The organism is Aliiroseovarius pelagivivens, from assembly GCF_900302485.1.
Lineage (GTDB): Bacteria > Pseudomonadota > Alphaproteobacteria > Rhodobacterales > Rhodobacteraceae > Aliiroseovarius > Aliiroseovarius pelagivivens.
Genome location: NZ_OMOI01000001.1, coordinates 1,129,690 through 1,145,718, shown reverse-complemented (window position 1 = coordinate 1,145,718; position 16,029 = coordinate 1,129,690). Strand labels below are relative to the sequence as shown.

The window sequence follows — 16,029 nt, the reverse complement described above, 5'->3', positions numbered from 1 at the left end:
TCAGCCCCCTTTGACTGATCCGGCCAGCAGGCCGCGCACGAGATAGCGTTGGAGTGAGAAGAAAACGAAGATCGGCACCGCGATCGACACAAAGGCCGAGGCGGCCAAGATCTCCCAGTCGCCCCCGCGCGAGCCCAGAAGGTCCACGATGCGACCGGTCATCACCACCTGATCCTCTCCGGTACCAAGGAACACCTTGGCGACCAGCAGGTCATTCCAGACCCACAGGAACTGGAAGATCGCGAAGGATGCCAGCGCCGGGAAAGAAAGCGGCAGGATGATGCGGCGAAAGATCTGGAAATCGGTGGCACCGTCCACACGGGCGCTTTCGATGATCTCTCCGGGCAGTCCGACCATATAGTTTCGCAACAGGAAGACCGCTAAGGGTAATCCGAACCCTGTATGCGCAAGCCATATGCCCAGATACCCTTTGCCCAGCCCAACCCCGATATGAAGTTTCAGAAGCGGAATGAACGCGACCTGAAGCGGCACGACCAGAAGGCCCACCACGGCAGCGACCAGCAGCGCACGGCCCGGCATTTCCATCCATGCCAGCGCGTAGGCGGCGAAGGCAGCCACAAGCACCGGAATGATTGTTGCGGGGATTGTCACGGTGAGCGTGTTCAGAAGAGACCGCCCCATGCCTTCGGCGAACAGAACCTCGCGGTAGTTATCCAGCGTAAAGCCGGGCGGCGTTTCAGCCCGCACAAACAGACGCTGTCCACGGCTTCCGCTGGGTTCTTCTGCGTATTCAATGCGATAGCGACCATCAGCCTGCACGGTGATTGTATGCCCTCGTGCGTGGGTGGCCGTATCTCCGGGCGAAAAGGCCTCGGGCTCTTTCGAGGTAATGCCAAAGGCCGTGACGGAAACGCCCTGCCCTGCCAGCACCTGGCCTTCGATCACCCACAGATCGCCTTCCGGCTTGGCTTCACCGGGGGCCAAAGCCCGCTCGATCACGTTCTTTTCAGATGCGGACAAAGCCGTCCACCAGCCCGAGGTCGAAATCGCGTCCCTGTCGCGGAACGAACTGATCAGCAGCCCAACGGTCGGGATGATCCACAGCAACACCAGCAGCGCTGCCGACAGGTTGACCGCCCATGTCAGGCGGGATTTGCCTCCTGCCATATCCATCAGCGTGACTCCTTATGAGCGTTGTAGATATTCCAGACCATGACCGGCGTCACCAGAAGCATGATCACCACCACGATGGCCGAGCCCCGCCCGAAATCAGGCGATCCGCGGAACATCCAGTCATACATGAGATTGGCCAAAACCTGCGTGCCCCATTGGCCGTTGGTCATGGCAAAAACGATGTCGAAGACCTTCAGAACGGTCACAGTGATCGTCGTCCACACCACCGCAATGGTGCCCCAGATCTGCGGGATTTTGATCTTGAAGAAGACCTGAAGCGGGCTGGCGCCATCAAGATAGGCGGCCTCGATCGTTTCTTCACTGATGCCTTTCAGGGCGGCCGACAGGATCACCATCGCAAAGCCCGTCTGGATCCAGACAAGGATCGCCATCAGAAAGAAGTTGTTCCAGAAGGGCAGCGTAATCCACGCTTGCGGATCACCGCCGAACATCTCGAACAGCGCGTTCAGCAGGCCGATCTGTTCGCCCTGATTGTCACCGCGATAGTCATAGATGAACTTCCAGATTACCGCCGCACCAACAAAGCTGATGGCCATGGGCATGAACACAAGGCTTTGCGCAAGCTGCCCCCATTTGATGCGATCTGTCAGCCCGGCCGCAACCAATCCGAAAAAGGTCGAGGCGGCAGGCACGACGAGCAACCACAGCAAGTTGTTTACAAGGCTTTCACGAAACTTCTCGTCTCCGGCAAGCCATGTATAGTTGTCCGCACCGACGAATTGCCCTCGGCTGTCATGCAAAGACAAGTAGAAGGTCGAAAACACGGGATACAGCAGGTAGATCGACAAGATCGCCAAAGCTGGGAAGACGAAAAGCCACGGGCGGATAGCGTTCGCCCGGTTGATGTTGCGCCCAGCATTGGGCCCTTTAGCCGGAAGCATCCGGTCAAGAAGAAGATTTGAGAAATAGAAATAGGCGACACACCCAAACACACCGATAATGATCGTCGCTACCGCAAAGATTGCTTGTTGCATGTCTCCCCCTTCCAACCGAACTGCTGATCATTCGGTTTGGATAAATCGCCCCGGCGAACGCGCCGCCGGGGTCAGTTTGTTCAGGTCCGGGTTACTTGATCGAGTCCCAGGTGGACTGGATGGACGCCGCAACTTCCGCCGCGTCTTTGCCACCTGCATAGTCCACCATGCCCGTCCAGAAGACGCCTGCACCAACGGCACCCGGCATCAGGTCCGATCCGTCAAACCGGAACGTGTCTGCGTTCAACAGGATGTCATTCATCTTGGCCACGGTCGGATCCGTGTAAACGCCGGTGTTCACGCCCTTATGTGGGGTTAGGAACCCGGTCTGCGCCATCCAGACCTCGTGCGCGATGGGGGATTTCAGGAAGTCCATGAAGGCCTGAGCACCCTTGCTGTCGGACGTGATCGCCCAAACTGTACCCGCGCCCAATACGGGTTTGCCCAGATCCTTGCCCTCATAGGCCGGGAAGTAGAAGAAGTCGGCATCCACACCCACTTCGGTCCCTTCGGGGAAGAAGCTGGGAATAAAGCTGGCCTGACGGTGCATGTAGCACTGCGGAGGCGACGCGAACATGCCTTGCGGGCTGTCGCGGAAATCGGTGGTTGCGACCGCTCCTGCCCCACCCGAGACATATGCGTCATTGCGAGCGAACGCGCCGAATTCTTCGATCGCGGCGACCACTTTGGGGTCATCGAATTTCAGATCATTCGAAACCCACGCATCATAGTCTGCAGGCGTCTGCGTGCGTAGCATCATGTCCTCGACCCAATCGGTCGCCGGCCAGCCAGTCGCCCCGCCAGATCCCAAGCCGATGCACCACGGCACACTTCCATCGTCCACGATTTGATCCGTCAGTGCTTTCAGTTCTTCCATCGTCTGCGGCACGTCATAGCCCGCATCCTCGAAGTTTTCAGGCACGTACCAAACCAGTGACTTCAGATCGACCTTGTAGAAGAAACCATAATGGGCCGGGCTACCGTCTTTTCCGGCATAGGTGCCCAGATCGACCCAGCTTTGGCCAGCAGCATAGTTTTCACGAACCCAGTCCGCTGTTCCATCTGGCAACACCGACAGGTACCCTTTCGACGCCAAATCCGCGGCAAGACCCGGCTGCGGGAACACCGCGATGTTGGGCGCGCTGCCTGCTTCGGCATCAATCACGATTTGCTGTTCAAAACTGTCCGAGCCGGAATACTGGACATCCGCACCGGTGGCGGCTTCGAAATAGCCAATCACGCTTTCAACCAGCTCTTTGTCCGGACCAAGCCAAGGGCCAAGCACGGTAATGGTCTCGCCCGACAGGTCCATCGACTTCAACGCTTCAAAGCTTGCCCAGGTAAAGGCTCCGTCGCCCGGCGCAAACTTCAGGTGCCCGTCAGCTAATCCGGCACCAGCCGACAAGGCCAGCGCGGCAGCGCTTGCATAAAACATGTTCTTCATAATGTCCTCCCACGACATCTCATCGGATCCGATGATCATTAGACCGGAACAATCCGGTGCGCCCTGCGGAGCAGAAATCTCCCAAAGCGCTTTGAATACCTCACAGTTACCTGTATCCCGATTCCTGTCAACAGGCATGTTAGCGCCATCATTTCGTTAACTTTTAGCCTTTACATTAATACGTACACGGGAATAGCGTGGTGTTTAACGCCGTTGACCTTCAACCAATCCGCCAATTCAAACCGCTTTGGAAACTATGTATGACCCTCAAGGAACTCTCTGATCTTCTCGGGCTTTCGCCGACCACGGTCAGCCGTGCCTTGAACGGCTATCCCGAAGTGTCCGAAGCCACGCGCAAGAAGGTCGCCGCCGCCGCCCGCGCCCACGGCTACGCCCCCAACACTCGCGCCCGTGCTCTGGCCACGGGCCGCGCTATGGCCATTGGCCACGTCATTCCCATCAGCGCAAAGCACGAGATGGTGAACCCGATCTTTGCGGACTTCACTGCTGGCGCGGGCGAAGTGTACTCGCGCAATGGCTATGACATGCTGTTGTCCGTTGTGTCCGATGATGACGAAGAACAGGCCTATCGCAGCTTTGCGACTAAGCGGAACGTGGATGGGCTGATCATTCACGCGCCCAGCCTGGATGACCAACGCATACCCTTCTTGAACGATCTGGGGCTACCCTATGTGGTCCATGGGCGCAGTTCGAATGCGACTGCCCATTATGCTTGGGTTGACGTGAACAACACCCGCGCCTTCCAGCGCGCGACCGAACTTCTGCTCGATCTGGGTCACAAACGCATCGCCCTGCTGAACGGGTTAGAGCACATGGACTTTGCTGCCCGCCGGCGTGCCGGATACGAGGCCGCAATGGCCTCGCGCGGCATCACACCAGATCCGACCCTGATGTTTTCCGCCGAAATGACCGAGGCTCAAGGCCACGACCTGACCCGATCCCTCCTGGGCCGCCAAGACCCTCCTACGGCAATTCTTGTAAGCTCGATGATCATGGCGATTGGCGTTCGTCGAGGCATCGAAGAGCTGGGCCTGACCATGGGCCGCGACGTATCGCTCATCACCTATGACGATGACCTCAGCTATTTCCGCAACGGCTCGGACATCCCTGTTTACACCTCGACGCGCTCTTCTGTGCGTGAGGCAGGGCGACATGCAGCCCAGATGCTGATCGACATCATAAACGGCAAGGACGGGCCGACCGAGTTGCTTTTGGAAGCTGAACTGACCCTAGGCCTCTCCACCGGTCCGATACGCCGCGAACGACAACCGTAACCTACCAAAGGACCAAAGCTGATGCTGCCACATCGCTCTGATTTCCCACATGATTTCCTGTTCGGGGCTGCAACATCGGCCTATCAGATCGAGGGCCATGCCGCTGGCGGCGCCGGACGCACGCATTGGGATGATTTCGCCGCGACACCGGGAAATGTTGAGGGGGCCGAGAACGGAGCCATCGCCTGCGATCATCTGCACCGTATGGACGAGGATTTGAACCTGCTGAAAGCCGCCGGGTTCGACGTCTATCGCTTTTCAACAAGCTGGGCGCGTGTCTTGCCTGACGGGCGCGGTACGCCAAATGCACAAGGCTTGGATTTCTATGATCGCCTGATTGATGGGCTGCTCGAGCGCGGGATCAAACCCGCCGCGACACTGTATCACTGGGAGCTACCCTCGGCCCTGTCCGATCTTGGCGGCTGGCGCAATCGCGACATCGCCAACTGGTTTGCAGACTATACCGAGGTCATCATGTCCCGCATCGGGGATCGTGTCTGGTCCGCCGCCCCCATCAACGAACCGTGGTGCGTATCTTGGCTGTCGCACTTTGAAGGGGCGCACGCGCCGGGCATGCGCGACATCCGCGCCACTGCCCGCGCCATGCATCATGTGCTGCTTGCTCACGGCCGCGCGACGCAGGTCATGCGTGAGCTTGGCATGAAGAACCTTGGGGCCGTCTGCAATATGGAGTTCGCGGCGCCAGCACAGGCAACGGATGGATCACATCAAGCCGCGCAGGTTCAGGATGCGATCTATAACCGGTTTTTCATCTCAGGCATCACCAAGGGCTACTACCCGGACGAAGTGCTGGGGGGCCTTGAGCCGCATCTGCCAGAGGGCTGGCAGGATGATTTTGACACCATCACCCAACCAATCGATTGGATCGGACTGAATTATTACACCCGCAAGCTTTATGACGCGGCCCCGACGGACGCACCGTGGCCTGCCACAATCGAAGTCGAAGGCCCTCTGCCCAAAACGGCCATGAACTGGGAGGTCTATCCTGAGGGCCTACCCCACTTTCTGACCATGATGCAGCACGAGTATACCGGGGATCTTCCCATCTATGTCACTGAGAACGGTATGGCTGGACAAACGGAACTGTCGGGCAACCCTCTGTCGGATCCAGACCGCATAGCTTATTTGGCGGCGCATCTCGGGCAAGTCCAAGCGGCTTTGGCACAGGGTGTGCCGGTGAAGGGCTATTTCATCTGGTCACTTCTGGACAATTACGAATGGGCGCTTGGATATGCACCACGTTTTGGACTGATACATGTGGACTGGGCGACGCTAAACCGTTATCCGAAGGCATCGTTTAGCGCTATCAAAGAGGCTTTGAAAAGCTGATGCCCCACCACTCTATCGTCGCGGATGTCGGCGGAACCAACACCCGTGTTGCCATTGCGCTCGACGGGCAGGTTGCGCCTGACAGCATCCAAAAGTTTGCCAATGCAGGCCATGAAAGCCTGACCGAGATCCTGACGGCCTATCGGAAGGACCATGATGTCGTGAAGTTCGAGCAGGTAGCCGTCGCGATTGCTGGGCCGGTTCGGGATGGGCAAGGATGTCTGACCAATCTGGATTGGACGATCGATTGTGCATCCCTGACACGCGCGACCGGCGCACCGGATGCCCATGTTCTAAATGATCTTCAGGCTCAGGCCCATGCTGTCGGATCTCTAGCCCCAGCGAGTGTAGAAGACATCCAGACGGGCCAGAATGCCAGCCCCGAGGCCGCACATCTGGTGGTCGGCATTGGAACCGGTTTCAACTCGGCCGTCGCCTATCAGGCGCCGGGCGGAACTCTTGTTCCGCCTGCTGAAAGTGGTCATGCCACACTGCCCGTCAGCACAGCCGATCAATTTGCCTTCGCCGAGTACTTACGCTCTCGTTTCGGCCATGCCGCTATCGAAGACGCCCTGTCCGGGCGCGGGCTTGGGCATTGTCACGACTGGTTCTGCCATCAGGTCGGCCACCCCATCGGTGCGAAATCAGCCCAGGTTTTTGCTGCCGCAGCAGCAGGAGACCAGATGGCGAAGGACTCCATCAACCTTTTCAGCTGCATCCTTGGTACCGTCTTGGGCGATCTGGCTTTGACCACCCTGCCCTTCGGCGGGATCTATCTGGTGGGCGGCATGTCCCGCGCCATCACCCCTTGGCTGGGGCAGACCGGATTTGAGGCGGCTTGGCAGGACAAAGGGCGCTTTGGACCGTTTCTGGATCAGTTTCCGATCCGCCTTGTGACCGACGACTATGCCGCATTGACGGGATGCGCCAGTTTCTTGGAAAAGCTCCGCGTTGCGCACTAAACCGGACGCGGATTGAGGCGCACCGATGCGAAACAGCTTTAAGGACGGATCATGCTAGACTGGGCCATTTACGCGCTTGCCATCCTATTGTTTTTCCTGACCCATTCGATCCCAGTGCGCCCAGCAAACAAGGCACGCATCGTGGCGCGCGTGGGCGGGCGCGGCTTTACGCTTGGATATTCAGCCCTGTCCCTTGCGGCCCTTAGCTTTGTCATCGTCGCTGCAAATCGCGCTCCGATCATCCAAGTTTGGCCATGGGCGCCATGGCAAAACCATGTAACGCTTTTGGCAATGGCAGTGGCGTCAATCATAGCTGCTCTTGCCATCGCACGGCCCAATCCGTTGTCTTTCGGAAGCCGTGACAATCATCGGTTCGACCCCCAAGCCCCCGGCATCATCGGTTGGATGCGCCACCCGCTTTTGATGGCGCTTCTGATCTGGGCGCTGGGACACCTCGTGCCCAACGGAAATCTGGCCCACGTGATCCTGTTTGGGATATTCGCGGCATTCTCGGCCCTTGGCGTGCGGATCATCGACCGGCGTCAGAAACGCATTCTGGGCATGGAAAACTGGCAAAGACTGTCGGCCACCACCCGACACATCCGGCCCAGCCTGAACGGGCTGCTCCGACTGGCCATTGGCCTTGCTGTCTATGTGCTTCTAATCCTACTGCACGGCCCAGTCATCGGGGCCTACCCGCTGCCCTAACCCACGCCTCGATCCAGAAACGCACGCGGTGGCGCGCCGTATTCTTCACGGAACGCGCGGGCAAAGGCGCTGGCATCGGCATAACCACTTCGCAACGCCACCTCAGCCACAGCCAGACCACCCTCTTGCAACATACGTTTGCTCGCATCCAGCCTGAGACGCCGATACACCTTTTGCGGTGACGCCCCAAACAGCTTGCGAAATCGCTGTTCCAGATCCCGCTGACGGCATCCGGCACGGCGGGCAAGCTCGGGCAGAGACAGGGGCGTTTCGATATTGGCTGCCATCTCGGACAAGCATCGATCCACGCGGCGGTCGCCACCCAAACGCGACACGGTGCGCGGCTGAACAGGCATTCCTGACAGGAACATCTGGCCGATCTCAAGCACCAAGGCTGTCCCATGATCCTGTCCGATCAGCTCGCAGGCCAGATCAAACCCGGCCATTGCCCCGCCACAGGTGATCCGGTCGCCATCTTCAACCCAGCGCATTCGCTCGACATCAACTTGAGGAAAGCGCTCGGCAAAGGTGTCGCTCAGGTCGAAGTGAATGGTGGCGCGCCGACCATCCAACAGTCCCGCCTGCGCCAACAGCCAACTGCCTGTGTCAATGCTGCCAACGCGCCTGTGTTGACGCGCGAGGCTCCGCAACATGGCGCTGCCCGCCGGTGTCGCCAGTTCTTTCTGGCCATAGCTCGAGATCACGAACAGCAGATCCCCCCGGCCCAGATCCTTACGTGGCATCGTTGGCATCACCGGCAAACCGCTGGAAGATGTCACCGGCCCGTCATCAGGCGTGATGATCTGCCAACGATAGGCCTGCCTGCGCAGAAGAGAATTGGCCGCGCGGAAAGGCTCCATCAAATTGGCTAACCCGTGGTTCGAGAACCGCTCGAACACTAAAAACGTGATTTGCCGCGTTGCAGCGATTGAATTTGACCAATTTCGCATATTATCTACTAACTCCGCACATTGTCTTGCGTCAATTCCCCCTGTCATGAACAAGTGAAATACCGCATCAGGAGGGAACAGGATGCCGCTTGCCATGAATCGAGACGTTTTCATCACCTGCGCCGTGACCGGCTCGGGGTCGACCCAAGATCGCTCGCCCCATGTGCCGCGCAGCCCGAAAGAGATTGCCGACAGCGCCATTGCGGCCGCCAAAGCAGGGGCTGCCGTGGTCCATTGCCATGTGCGTGACCCCGAAACAGGCACGCCCTCGCGCGACCTGAAACTCTATCGCGAAGTGACCGATCGCATCCGTGACGCCGATATCGACGTGGTACTGAACCTGACCGCCGGCATGGGCGGAGACATCACCTTCGGCCCGACCGACGCCCCCTTCCCAGTGAATGCGGCGGGAACAGATATGGTGGGCGCCGAGGAACGCGTCGCGCATATCGCCGAATGCCTGCCCGAGATCTGCACGCTGGATTGCGGTACGATGAACTTCGCCGAGGCTGACTATGTCATGACCAACACCCCCGGCATGCTGCGCGCCATGGGGCAGATGATGACCGATCTAGGCGTGAAGCCGGAAATCGAGGCCTTCGACACGGGCCATCTTTGGTTCGCCAAAGAACTGGTGAAGGAAGGGGTTTTGGAACCCAACGCCCTTGTACAGCTCTGCATGGGTGTGCCGTGGGGTGCTCCAGATGATCTGAACACCCTCATGGCAATGGTGAACAACGTGCCGGATGACTGGACCTTCTCAGCCTTCGGACTGGGACGCAATCAGATGGCCTATGTAGCTGCCTCGGTTCTGGCAGGCGGCAACGTGCGCGTCGGTCTGGAAGACAACCTGTGGCTTGGGAAAGGTGAGTTGGCGACAAACGAACAGCTTGTCACCCGCGCTCGCGGCATCATCGAAAGCATGGGCGCACGGGTCATTGGTCCCGACGAGGTGCGCACGAAGCTCGGCCTGACCAAACGAGCCCCTGTATGAACGGGCTTGAGGGAAAACGCGTTCTGATCACTGCCGGCGGCAGCGGCATTGGCGCGTGTTTCGCCCGTCGCTTCCACGCGGCTGGAGCCAAGGTCGCGATCTGCGACATGGACGCAGAGGCGTTGGTAGAAACTGCAGGCGCCCTGCCCGGCGTGATCTCGGTTGCGGCCAATGTGACCCAGCCTGACGAGATGCAGGTGCTGTTTGACCAGCTCGACAGTCATTGGGGCGGTGTCGATATGCTGTGCGCCAATGCCGGCACCGGCGGTCCGGCCGGGGCGATCGAGGACTTGTCACTCGAAGATTGGCGGGCCTGCCTTTCGGCCAATCTGGACGGGGCATTTCTGGCCTGCGGCTGGGCCGCGCGTCACATGAAAGAACAGGGCAACGGCAGTATGCTTCTGACGTCGTCCACGGCGGGTCTTTGGGGCTATCCCATGCGGTCTCCTTACGCGACGGCCAAATGGGGCGTGATTGGATTGATGAAAACGCTGGCGTCTGAGCTCGGTCCCTATGGCATCCGCGTCAACGCGCTTTGCCCCGGAGCCGTCGAAGGCCCGCGCATGGAACGGGTGATCACCCGCGAGGCCGAGGCGCACGGGTTGGACCCGGAAGAACTGCGCAAACGCTATGTCACGGGCGTGGCGATGAAAACATGGGTCACGGCGGATGATTTGGCAGACACGGCGCTTTTCTTGGCGTCGGACGCCAGTTCCAAGGTCTCGGGTCAGGCCTTGGCCGTCGATGGACATACAGAAAGCTTGGTAGGATAGACGACAATGAAAGCAGCAATTATTGGCGGTGGCGTGATCGGCGGCGGATGGGCTGCACGCTTCCTTTTGAACGGATGGGATGTGGCTGTTTTCGACCCCGATCCGGAATCTGAACGCAAGATCAACGAAGTTCTGCTGAACGCGCGCCGCGCGCTTCCGGGGCTCTATGAAACGGCGCTGCCAATCGAAGGGAAGCTGACCTATCACTCTGATCTGGCCGAGGCCGTAGCAGACGCGAACTGGGTTCAGGAAAGCGTACCAGAGCGACTTGACCTGAAGCACAAAGTGTTCGCCGAACTTATGGAACATGCACCGGATGATGCCATCATCGGCTCATCAACTTCGGGCTTCAAGCCGTCGGAACTAAACGAAAAAGGCGCACGTGCAATCGTTGCCCACCCGTTCAACCCGGTTTATCTTCTGCCACTGATCGAACTGGTTGGCGACGCAGACACCTGTACCCGCGCAGCCGACATCCTAAGCGGCATCGGCATGTATCCCCTGAAGGTGCGCAAGGAAATCGACGCCCACATCGCTGACCGTTTCCTTGAAGCCGTCTGGCGCGAGGCGCTGTGGCTGGTCAAAGACGGCATCGCCACCACCGAGGAAATCGACGAGGCGATCCGCATGGGCTTTGGACTTCGCTGGGCACAGATGGGGCTGTTTGAAACCTATCGTGTGGCCGGTGGCGAAGCGGGTATGAAGCATTTCATGGCGCAATTTGGCCCCTGCCTGTCGTGGCCGTGGACCAAGCTAATGGACGTGCCAGAATTCACGGACGAGCTGGTGGACCTGATTGCGGGTCAGTCAGACGCCCAATCCGGCCATTTGTCGATCCGCGAGTTGGAGCGCCTGCGCGATGACAACCTCGTGTCTATGCTGCGTGCGTTGAAAGCCCGTGGTGATGGCTCGGGCGCAGGACGCGTGATCCGGGATCACGAAGGGGGGCTGTGGCCTGCCATGTCTGACGAGACACCGATGCGCACTGTCGCTCGTGACGTGCCGATCGATTGGACCGACTACAACGGCCACATGAACGAAGGGCGCTATGGACAGGTCTTCTCGGACGCGGCCGATCGCATCATGATCCATGTAGGCGCGGATCCAGAGTATATCGCATCAGGCCTCAGCTATTTCACAGCGGAAACAAACATCAAATACATCGATGAATGCCATGCGGGCGAAGCTGTCTATGTGGACACAACCGTCACTCTGGGTGAAGGCAAGAAACTTCGTCTGTGGCATGAAATGAAACGCACATCAGATGACGGGCTGCTGGCCACCTGCGACCAGTTCCTGCTGCATGTGGACCTGAACTCTCGCAAATCCTGCCCGCCCCGCGCGGATGTCGAAGCGAAAGTAGAGGCCCTCGCCGCTCTACACGCCAAAGGAGACGCGTGATGCATTTCGGATTGTCCGACGAACAGGAAATGATCGTCTCGACCGTGCGATCGTTTGTCGAGAATGAAATCTACCCGTTTGAGGCCGAAGTCGAGCGCACTGGGCAAGTGCCCCACGAGTTGGGCATGGAGATCAAGCAAAAGGTCGTCGACCTTGGCTTCTATGCCTGCAACTTCCCGGAGGAGGTCGGCGGCGCGGGTCTGTCCCACCTCGATTTCACGCTGGTCGAACGCGAACTTGGGCGCGGCTCGATGGCGCTTACGCATTTCTTCGGGCGCCCCCAGAATATCCTGATGGCCTGTGAAGGCGACCAACGCGACCGCTATCTGCTACCTGCCATTCGGGGCGAGAAGATGGACGCACTGGCCATGACCGAACCGGATGCCGGATCGGACGTGCGTGGCATGAAAGCAAACGCTGTGCGCGACGGAGGGGATTGGGTTCTAAACGGATCAAAGCACTTCATCTCTGGCGCTGAACACGCTGATTTCTTTATTGTTTTCATAGCCACAGGTGTGGATGAAACCCCCAGAGGGCCAAAGAAACGCATCACCTGTTTCCTTGTCGATCGTGGCACGCCGGGCTTCGAGGTGCGCGAAGGCTACAAGTCGGTCAGCCATCGTGGCTATAAGAACTATGTGCTCGATTTCGACAATTGCCGCCTGCCCGACGCGCAAGTGCTGGGCGAAGTTGATGGGGGCTTTGCGGTCATGAACGAATGGCTTTATGCCACCCGCCTGACAGTTGCGGCCTTCTGTGTCGGCCGTGCACGCCGGTGCTTTGATCTGGCGCTGGAATATGCTGCTGAACGTAAGCAATTCGGCCAGCCAATCGCCAAGTTCCAAGGCGTTAGCTTCCAAATCGCAGACATGATCACCGAGATCGATGCCGCTGATCTGATGACCCTCTCAGGCGCATGGCGACTGGATCAAAACCTCCCTGCCAACCGCGAGATCGCTTCGGCGAAGCTCTACGCCTCGGAGATGCTGGCACGTGTGACCGATACCAGCCTTCAGGTCTTCGGCGGTATGGGGCTGATGGACGATTTCCCCATCGAACGCTTCTGGCGCGATGCCCGCGTGGAACGGATTTGGGACGGCACCTCGGAAATCCAACGTCACATCATCAGCCGCGACCTGTTCCGGCCGCTGGGCGCCTAAGATGAGCCGTCTAGACCGGCTTCTGCGACCGCGCTCCATCGCCGTGATTGGCGGTGGATTCTGGTGCGCCAATGTGATCGAGCAATGCAGAAAAGTGGGCTTTCAGGGCGAGATTTGGCCCGTCCACCCGACGAAATCTGAGGTCGGCGGTTTGGCAACTTATCCGTCGATCGAAGCCCTGCCCTCGGCCCCAGATGCCAGCTTTGTCGGTGTGAACCGAAACGTCACCATCGAAGCCATTGCAATCTTGTCAGCGGCTGGTGCGGGTGGTGCGATCTGCTTTGCGTCTGGCTTTCGCGAAGCCCGTGCCGAACTAAACGATGGCGAAGCGCTGGAACAGGCGCTTTTGGAGGCCGCAGGCGACATGCCGATCATCGGTCCCAACTGCTACGGGTTTCTGAACCTTCTGGACGGCGCTGCACTTTGGCCCGACCAGCATGGCGCCACGCGTTGCGACACCGGCGTGGCGATCATCACACAAAGTTCCAACATCGCGATTAACCTGACCATGCAAAAGCGCGGCCTTCCCGTGGCCTATGTGGTCACGGCGGGCAATCAGGCACAGACCGGACTGGCCGAGATCGGGCAAGCTCTGCTCGAGGACAGCCGAGTCACGGCGCTTGGGTTACATATCGAAGGGATCGGCGATCTGCGCGCGTTCGAGGCACTGGCCTTGCGCGCCAACGAACTCGGCAAACCCATCGTGGCCCTAAAGGTCGGACGCTCGGATCAGGCGCGCGCGGCCACTGTTTCACACACAGCCTCGCTTGCGGGCAGTGACGCGGGCGCAAACGCGCTTTTAAGGCGGCTGGGAATGGGGCAAGTGGACAATCTGTCGGCCTTCTTGGAGGCGTTGAAACTGCTTCACGTCACTGGCCCGCTCCGCTCGAACCGGATCGCGTCGGCCTCGTGCTCGGGCGGCGAGGCCAGCCTGATCGCAGATGCGGCCCATCCGCTATATGTCGAGTTCCCTGCCCTTTTACCCGCCCAGTCTGACGGGTTGCGCACGGCTTTGGGCCCCAAGGTGTCGCTGGCCAATCCCTTGGACTACCACACCTATATCTGGGGCGACGTAGCCGCGATGACAGCGACCTTCACCGCGCTTATGCAGGGCGACCTGTCGCTTGGACTGGTGGTTCTGGACTTCCCTCGCTCGGATCGCTGTGACAGTTCCGAATGGACCAAGGTGATCGACGCGGTCGAAGCGACCATGACCGCCACGGGGCGCCCCATGGGCATTCTGGCTTCGCTTACCGATACGATGCCTGAAGACGTGGCACAGACTCTGATGGCACGCGGGATCGTACCATTCTCTGGGATGGCCGAGGCGATGGCGGCCATTGATCTGGCGGCGAACTTACCCCCGTTGACAGAGGATGCCCTGTTTCTTGAGCCCCCCTCAGAACGGGACACAACGCTGTCAGAAGCCGAAGCGAAATCCGCGCTGGCGCAGTTTGGGCTAAGAGTACCTGGGGCGCACCGTGCTCCCGCGCCTGAGGCCGCTGCAGATGTCGCCGAGAAATTAGGTTTCCCTGTTGTTCTGAAAGGCGAAGGGATCGCCCACAAGACCGAAGTCGGTGCGGTGGCCCTGAACCTGACCAGTCCGAAACAAGTTGAGGACGCCGCGCGTTCGATGCCCACTGACAGCTTCCTTGTCGAAGAGATGCTGACCAACGTACTGGCTGAGTTGCTGGTCGGCGTGACCTATGACCCCGCCCATGGCTATGTGCTAACGCTGGCTGCGGGTGGCACACTAACCGAAATCCTGAAGGACAGCCGCTCTCTGTTGGTTCCTGCCAGCCGCGATCACGTCCGCAGCGCTTTAGATCAGCTAAAAATCGCACCGCTTCTGGCAGGCTATCGCGGCGCACCGCCCGCTGATATGGACGCTGTTCTGGACGCGGTCGATGCAATCCAGTCCTATGTAATGGCCAATCCCGTGGCCGAAGTTGAAGTGAACCCACTGATGGTCATGGCCGATCGTGCCGTAGCCGCAGACGCCCTGATCCGTACTGGAGGAGAGACATGACCGACCTGACCAACCTGACCGAAGGCCCAGTACGCACCGCCCGGAATGGCCATGTGTTCGAGGTCACTCTGGACCGGCCAAAGGCCAACGCAATCGATCTGGCCACAAGCCGGATCATGGGAGACGTCTTTACTGCCTTTCGCGATGATCCCGAACTGCGCGTGGCCCTTCTGACCGCCGAGGGTGATAAGTTCTTCTGCCCCGGCTGGGACTTGAAAGCGGCAGCTGATGGCGATGCTGTGGATGGCGACTATGGTGTCGGCGGCTTCGGCGGTCTGCAAGAACTGCGTGGGCTGAACAAGCCCGTAATCGCGGCCGTAAACGGCATCTGCTGCGGTGGTGGGCTGGAGCTGGCTTTGTCTGCCGACATCATCCTCGCTGCCGATCACGCAAGCTTTGCCCTGCCTGAAATTCGGTCGGGTACGGTAGCGGATGCAGCATCGATCAAGCTGCCCAAGCGGATCCCCTATCACATCGCGATGGAGATGCTTTTGACCGGGCGCTGGATCGAAGTGGAGGAAGCCGCGCGCTGGGGCATGATCAACCATGTCTATCCGGCAAGTGATCTGATGGCCGAGGCACGCAAGCTGGCCGAACTCTTGGCCTCGGGTCCGCCGCTCGTCTACGCTGCGATCAAGGAAGTGGTGCGCGAAGCCGAAGACATGAAGTTTCAGGATGCGCTCAACAAGATCACCAAGAGCCAATTCGAAACGGTCGAAAAGCTTTACCGGTCCGAGGATCAGCTGGAAGGCGCGCGCGCCTTTGCTGAGAAGCGCGACCCGGTGTGGAAGGGCAAGTAGCCAAATCTGGCGGTCGGAGAGCGACGTGCGTTCA

General features: G+C 59.3%; 14 protein-coding genes. 10 read left to right on the top strand and 4 right to left on the bottom strand.

Going from position 1 to position 16,029, the window contains the following annotated elements; all coding sequences use genetic code 11:
- The 3 genes from ALP8811_RS05620 to ALP8811_RS05610 form a co-directional block, all read right to left on the bottom strand.
- Entirely contained in the window at positions 1-1,137 is a 1,137-nt protein-coding gene (locus ALP8811_RS05620; RefSeq protein ID WP_181363757.1) for a carbohydrate ABC transporter permease, read from the bottom strand.
- The gene (locus ALP8811_RS05615; RefSeq protein ID WP_108856167.1) at positions 1,134-2,129 is read right to left on the bottom strand and encodes a carbohydrate ABC transporter permease; all 996 of its coding nucleotides are present in this window, start codon (positions 2,127-2,129) and stop codon (positions 1,134-1,136) included. Before ALP8811_RS05615 ends, ALP8811_RS05620 begins: the two co-directional genes overlap by 4 nt.
- 91 nt (positions 2,130-2,220) lie before the next feature.
- Positions 2,221-3,573, bottom strand: coding sequence for an ABC transporter substrate-binding protein (locus tag ALP8811_RS05610; RefSeq protein ID WP_108857448.1), 1,353 nt, complete (start codon positions 3,571-3,573; stop codon positions 2,221-2,223).
- 260 nt (positions 3,574-3,833) lie between these two features.
- Here ALP8811_RS05610 and ALP8811_RS05605 point away from each other — a divergent pair, with 260 nt between their 5' ends.
- From ALP8811_RS05605 to ALP8811_RS05590, 4 genes are read left to right on the top strand one after another with little or no spacing between them, the layout of a single operon-like run.
- Positions 3,834-4,868, top strand: a complete 1,035-nt coding sequence (locus ALP8811_RS05605; protein WP_108856166.1) for a substrate-binding domain-containing protein — start codon at positions 3,834-3,836, stop codon at positions 4,866-4,868.
- A 21-nt stretch (positions 4,869-4,889) separates the two neighbouring features.
- Complete coding sequence (locus ALP8811_RS05600) at positions 4,890-6,218, top strand: GH1 family beta-glucosidase (protein WP_108856165.1); 1,329 nt, start codon at positions 4,890-4,892, stop codon at positions 6,216-6,218.
- Positions 6,218-7,180 (top strand): glucokinase, encoded by a 963-nt coding sequence (locus ALP8811_RS05595; RefSeq protein WP_108856164.1) that lies wholly within the window; start codon positions 6,218-6,220, stop codon positions 7,178-7,180. The genes ALP8811_RS05600 and ALP8811_RS05595 overlap by 1 nt, the downstream gene beginning before the upstream one ends.
- A gap of 51 nt (positions 7,181-7,231) precedes the next feature.
- Complete coding sequence (locus ALP8811_RS05590; RefSeq protein WP_108856163.1) at positions 7,232-7,888, top strand: NnrU family protein; 657 nt, start codon at positions 7,232-7,234, stop codon at positions 7,886-7,888.
- Here the strand turns inward: ALP8811_RS05590 and ALP8811_RS05585 are convergent.
- On the bottom strand, positions 7,885-8,838 hold the full coding sequence (locus ALP8811_RS05585) for a GlxA family transcriptional regulator (RefSeq protein WP_108856162.1): 954 nt from the start codon (positions 8,836-8,838) through the stop codon (positions 7,885-7,887). The two genes, ALP8811_RS05590 and ALP8811_RS05585, sit on opposite strands and share 4 nt — an antisense overlap.
- A gap of 82 nt (positions 8,839-8,920) precedes the next feature.
- Between ALP8811_RS05585 and bcoG the strand changes: the two genes are divergently transcribed.
- From bcoG to ALP8811_RS05555, 6 genes are read left to right on the top strand one after another with little or no spacing between them, the layout of a single operon-like run.
- Entirely contained in the window at positions 8,921-9,832 is a 912-nt protein-coding gene (bcoG, locus tag ALP8811_RS05580; protein WP_108856161.1) for a 3-dehydrocarnitine:acetyl-CoA trimethylamine transferase BcoG, read from the top strand.
- Positions 9,829-10,605: an SDR family oxidoreductase gene (locus ALP8811_RS05575; RefSeq protein WP_108856160.1), complete on the top strand. Its 777-nt coding sequence runs from the start codon at positions 9,829-9,831 to the stop codon at positions 10,603-10,605. The genes bcoG and ALP8811_RS05575 overlap by 4 nt, the downstream gene beginning before the upstream one ends.
- A gap of 6 nt (positions 10,606-10,611) precedes the next feature.
- Positions 10,612-12,006, top strand: a complete 1,395-nt coding sequence (locus ALP8811_RS05570; RefSeq protein WP_108856159.1) for a carnitine 3-dehydrogenase — start codon at positions 10,612-10,614, stop codon at positions 12,004-12,006.
- Positions 12,006-13,166: an acyl-CoA dehydrogenase family protein gene (locus ALP8811_RS05565; protein WP_108856158.1), complete on the top strand. Its 1,161-nt coding sequence runs from the start codon at positions 12,006-12,008 to the stop codon at positions 13,164-13,166. Before ALP8811_RS05570 ends, ALP8811_RS05565 begins: the two co-directional genes overlap by 1 nt.
- Before the next feature lies 1 nt (position 13,167).
- Complete coding sequence (locus ALP8811_RS05560; RefSeq protein ID WP_108856157.1) at positions 13,168-15,195, top strand: acetate--CoA ligase family protein; 2,028 nt, start codon at positions 13,168-13,170, stop codon at positions 15,193-15,195.
- Positions 15,192-15,995: a carnitinyl-CoA dehydratase gene (locus ALP8811_RS05555; RefSeq protein WP_370738878.1), complete on the top strand. Its 804-nt coding sequence runs from the start codon at positions 15,192-15,194 to the stop codon at positions 15,993-15,995. The genes ALP8811_RS05560 and ALP8811_RS05555 overlap by 4 nt, the downstream gene beginning before the upstream one ends.
- Positions 15,996-16,029: the final 34 nt, after the last annotated feature.

Bases quoted from the DNA above. Each gene is read 5' to 3' on its own strand.
- ALP8811_RS05615 (WP_108856167.1), bottom strand. From the start codon at position 2,129: ATGCAACAAGCAATCTTTGCGGTAGCGACGATCATTATCGGTGTGTTT.
- ALP8811_RS05610 (WP_108857448.1), bottom strand. From the start codon at position 3,573: ATGAAGAACATGTTTTATGCAAGCGCTGCCGCGCTGGCCTTGTCGGCT.
- ALP8811_RS05605 (WP_108856166.1), top strand. From the start codon at position 3,834: ATGACCCTCAAGGAACTCTCTGATCTTCTCGGGCTTTCGCCGACCACG.
- ALP8811_RS05600 (WP_108856165.1), top strand. From the start codon at position 4,890: ATGCTGCCACATCGCTCTGATTTCCCACATGATTTCCTGTTCGGGGCT.
- ALP8811_RS05595 (WP_108856164.1), top strand. From the start codon at position 6,218: ATGCCCCACCACTCTATCGTCGCGGATGTCGGCGGAACCAACACCCGT.
- ALP8811_RS05590 (WP_108856163.1), top strand. From the start codon at position 7,232: ATGCTAGACTGGGCCATTTACGCGCTTGCCATCCTATTGTTTTTCCTG.
- ALP8811_RS05585 (WP_108856162.1), bottom strand. From the start codon at position 8,838: ATGCGAAATTGGTCAAATTCAATCGCTGCAACGCGGCAAATCACGTTT.
- bcoG (WP_108856161.1), top strand. From the start codon at position 8,921: ATGCCGCTTGCCATGAATCGAGACGTTTTCATCACCTGCGCCGTGACC.
- ALP8811_RS05575 (WP_108856160.1), top strand. From the start codon at position 9,829: ATGAACGGGCTTGAGGGAAAACGCGTTCTGATCACTGCCGGCGGCAGC.
- ALP8811_RS05570 (WP_108856159.1), top strand. From the start codon at position 10,612: ATGAAAGCAGCAATTATTGGCGGTGGCGTGATCGGCGGCGGATGGGCT.
- ALP8811_RS05565 (WP_108856158.1), top strand. From the start codon at position 12,006: ATGCATTTCGGATTGTCCGACGAACAGGAAATGATCGTCTCGACCGTG.
- ALP8811_RS05560 (WP_108856157.1), top strand. From the start codon at position 13,168: ATGAGCCGTCTAGACCGGCTTCTGCGACCGCGCTCCATCGCCGTGATT.
- ALP8811_RS05555 (WP_370738878.1), top strand. From the start codon at position 15,192: ATGACCGACCTGACCAACCTGACCGAAGGCCCAGTACGCACCGCCCGG.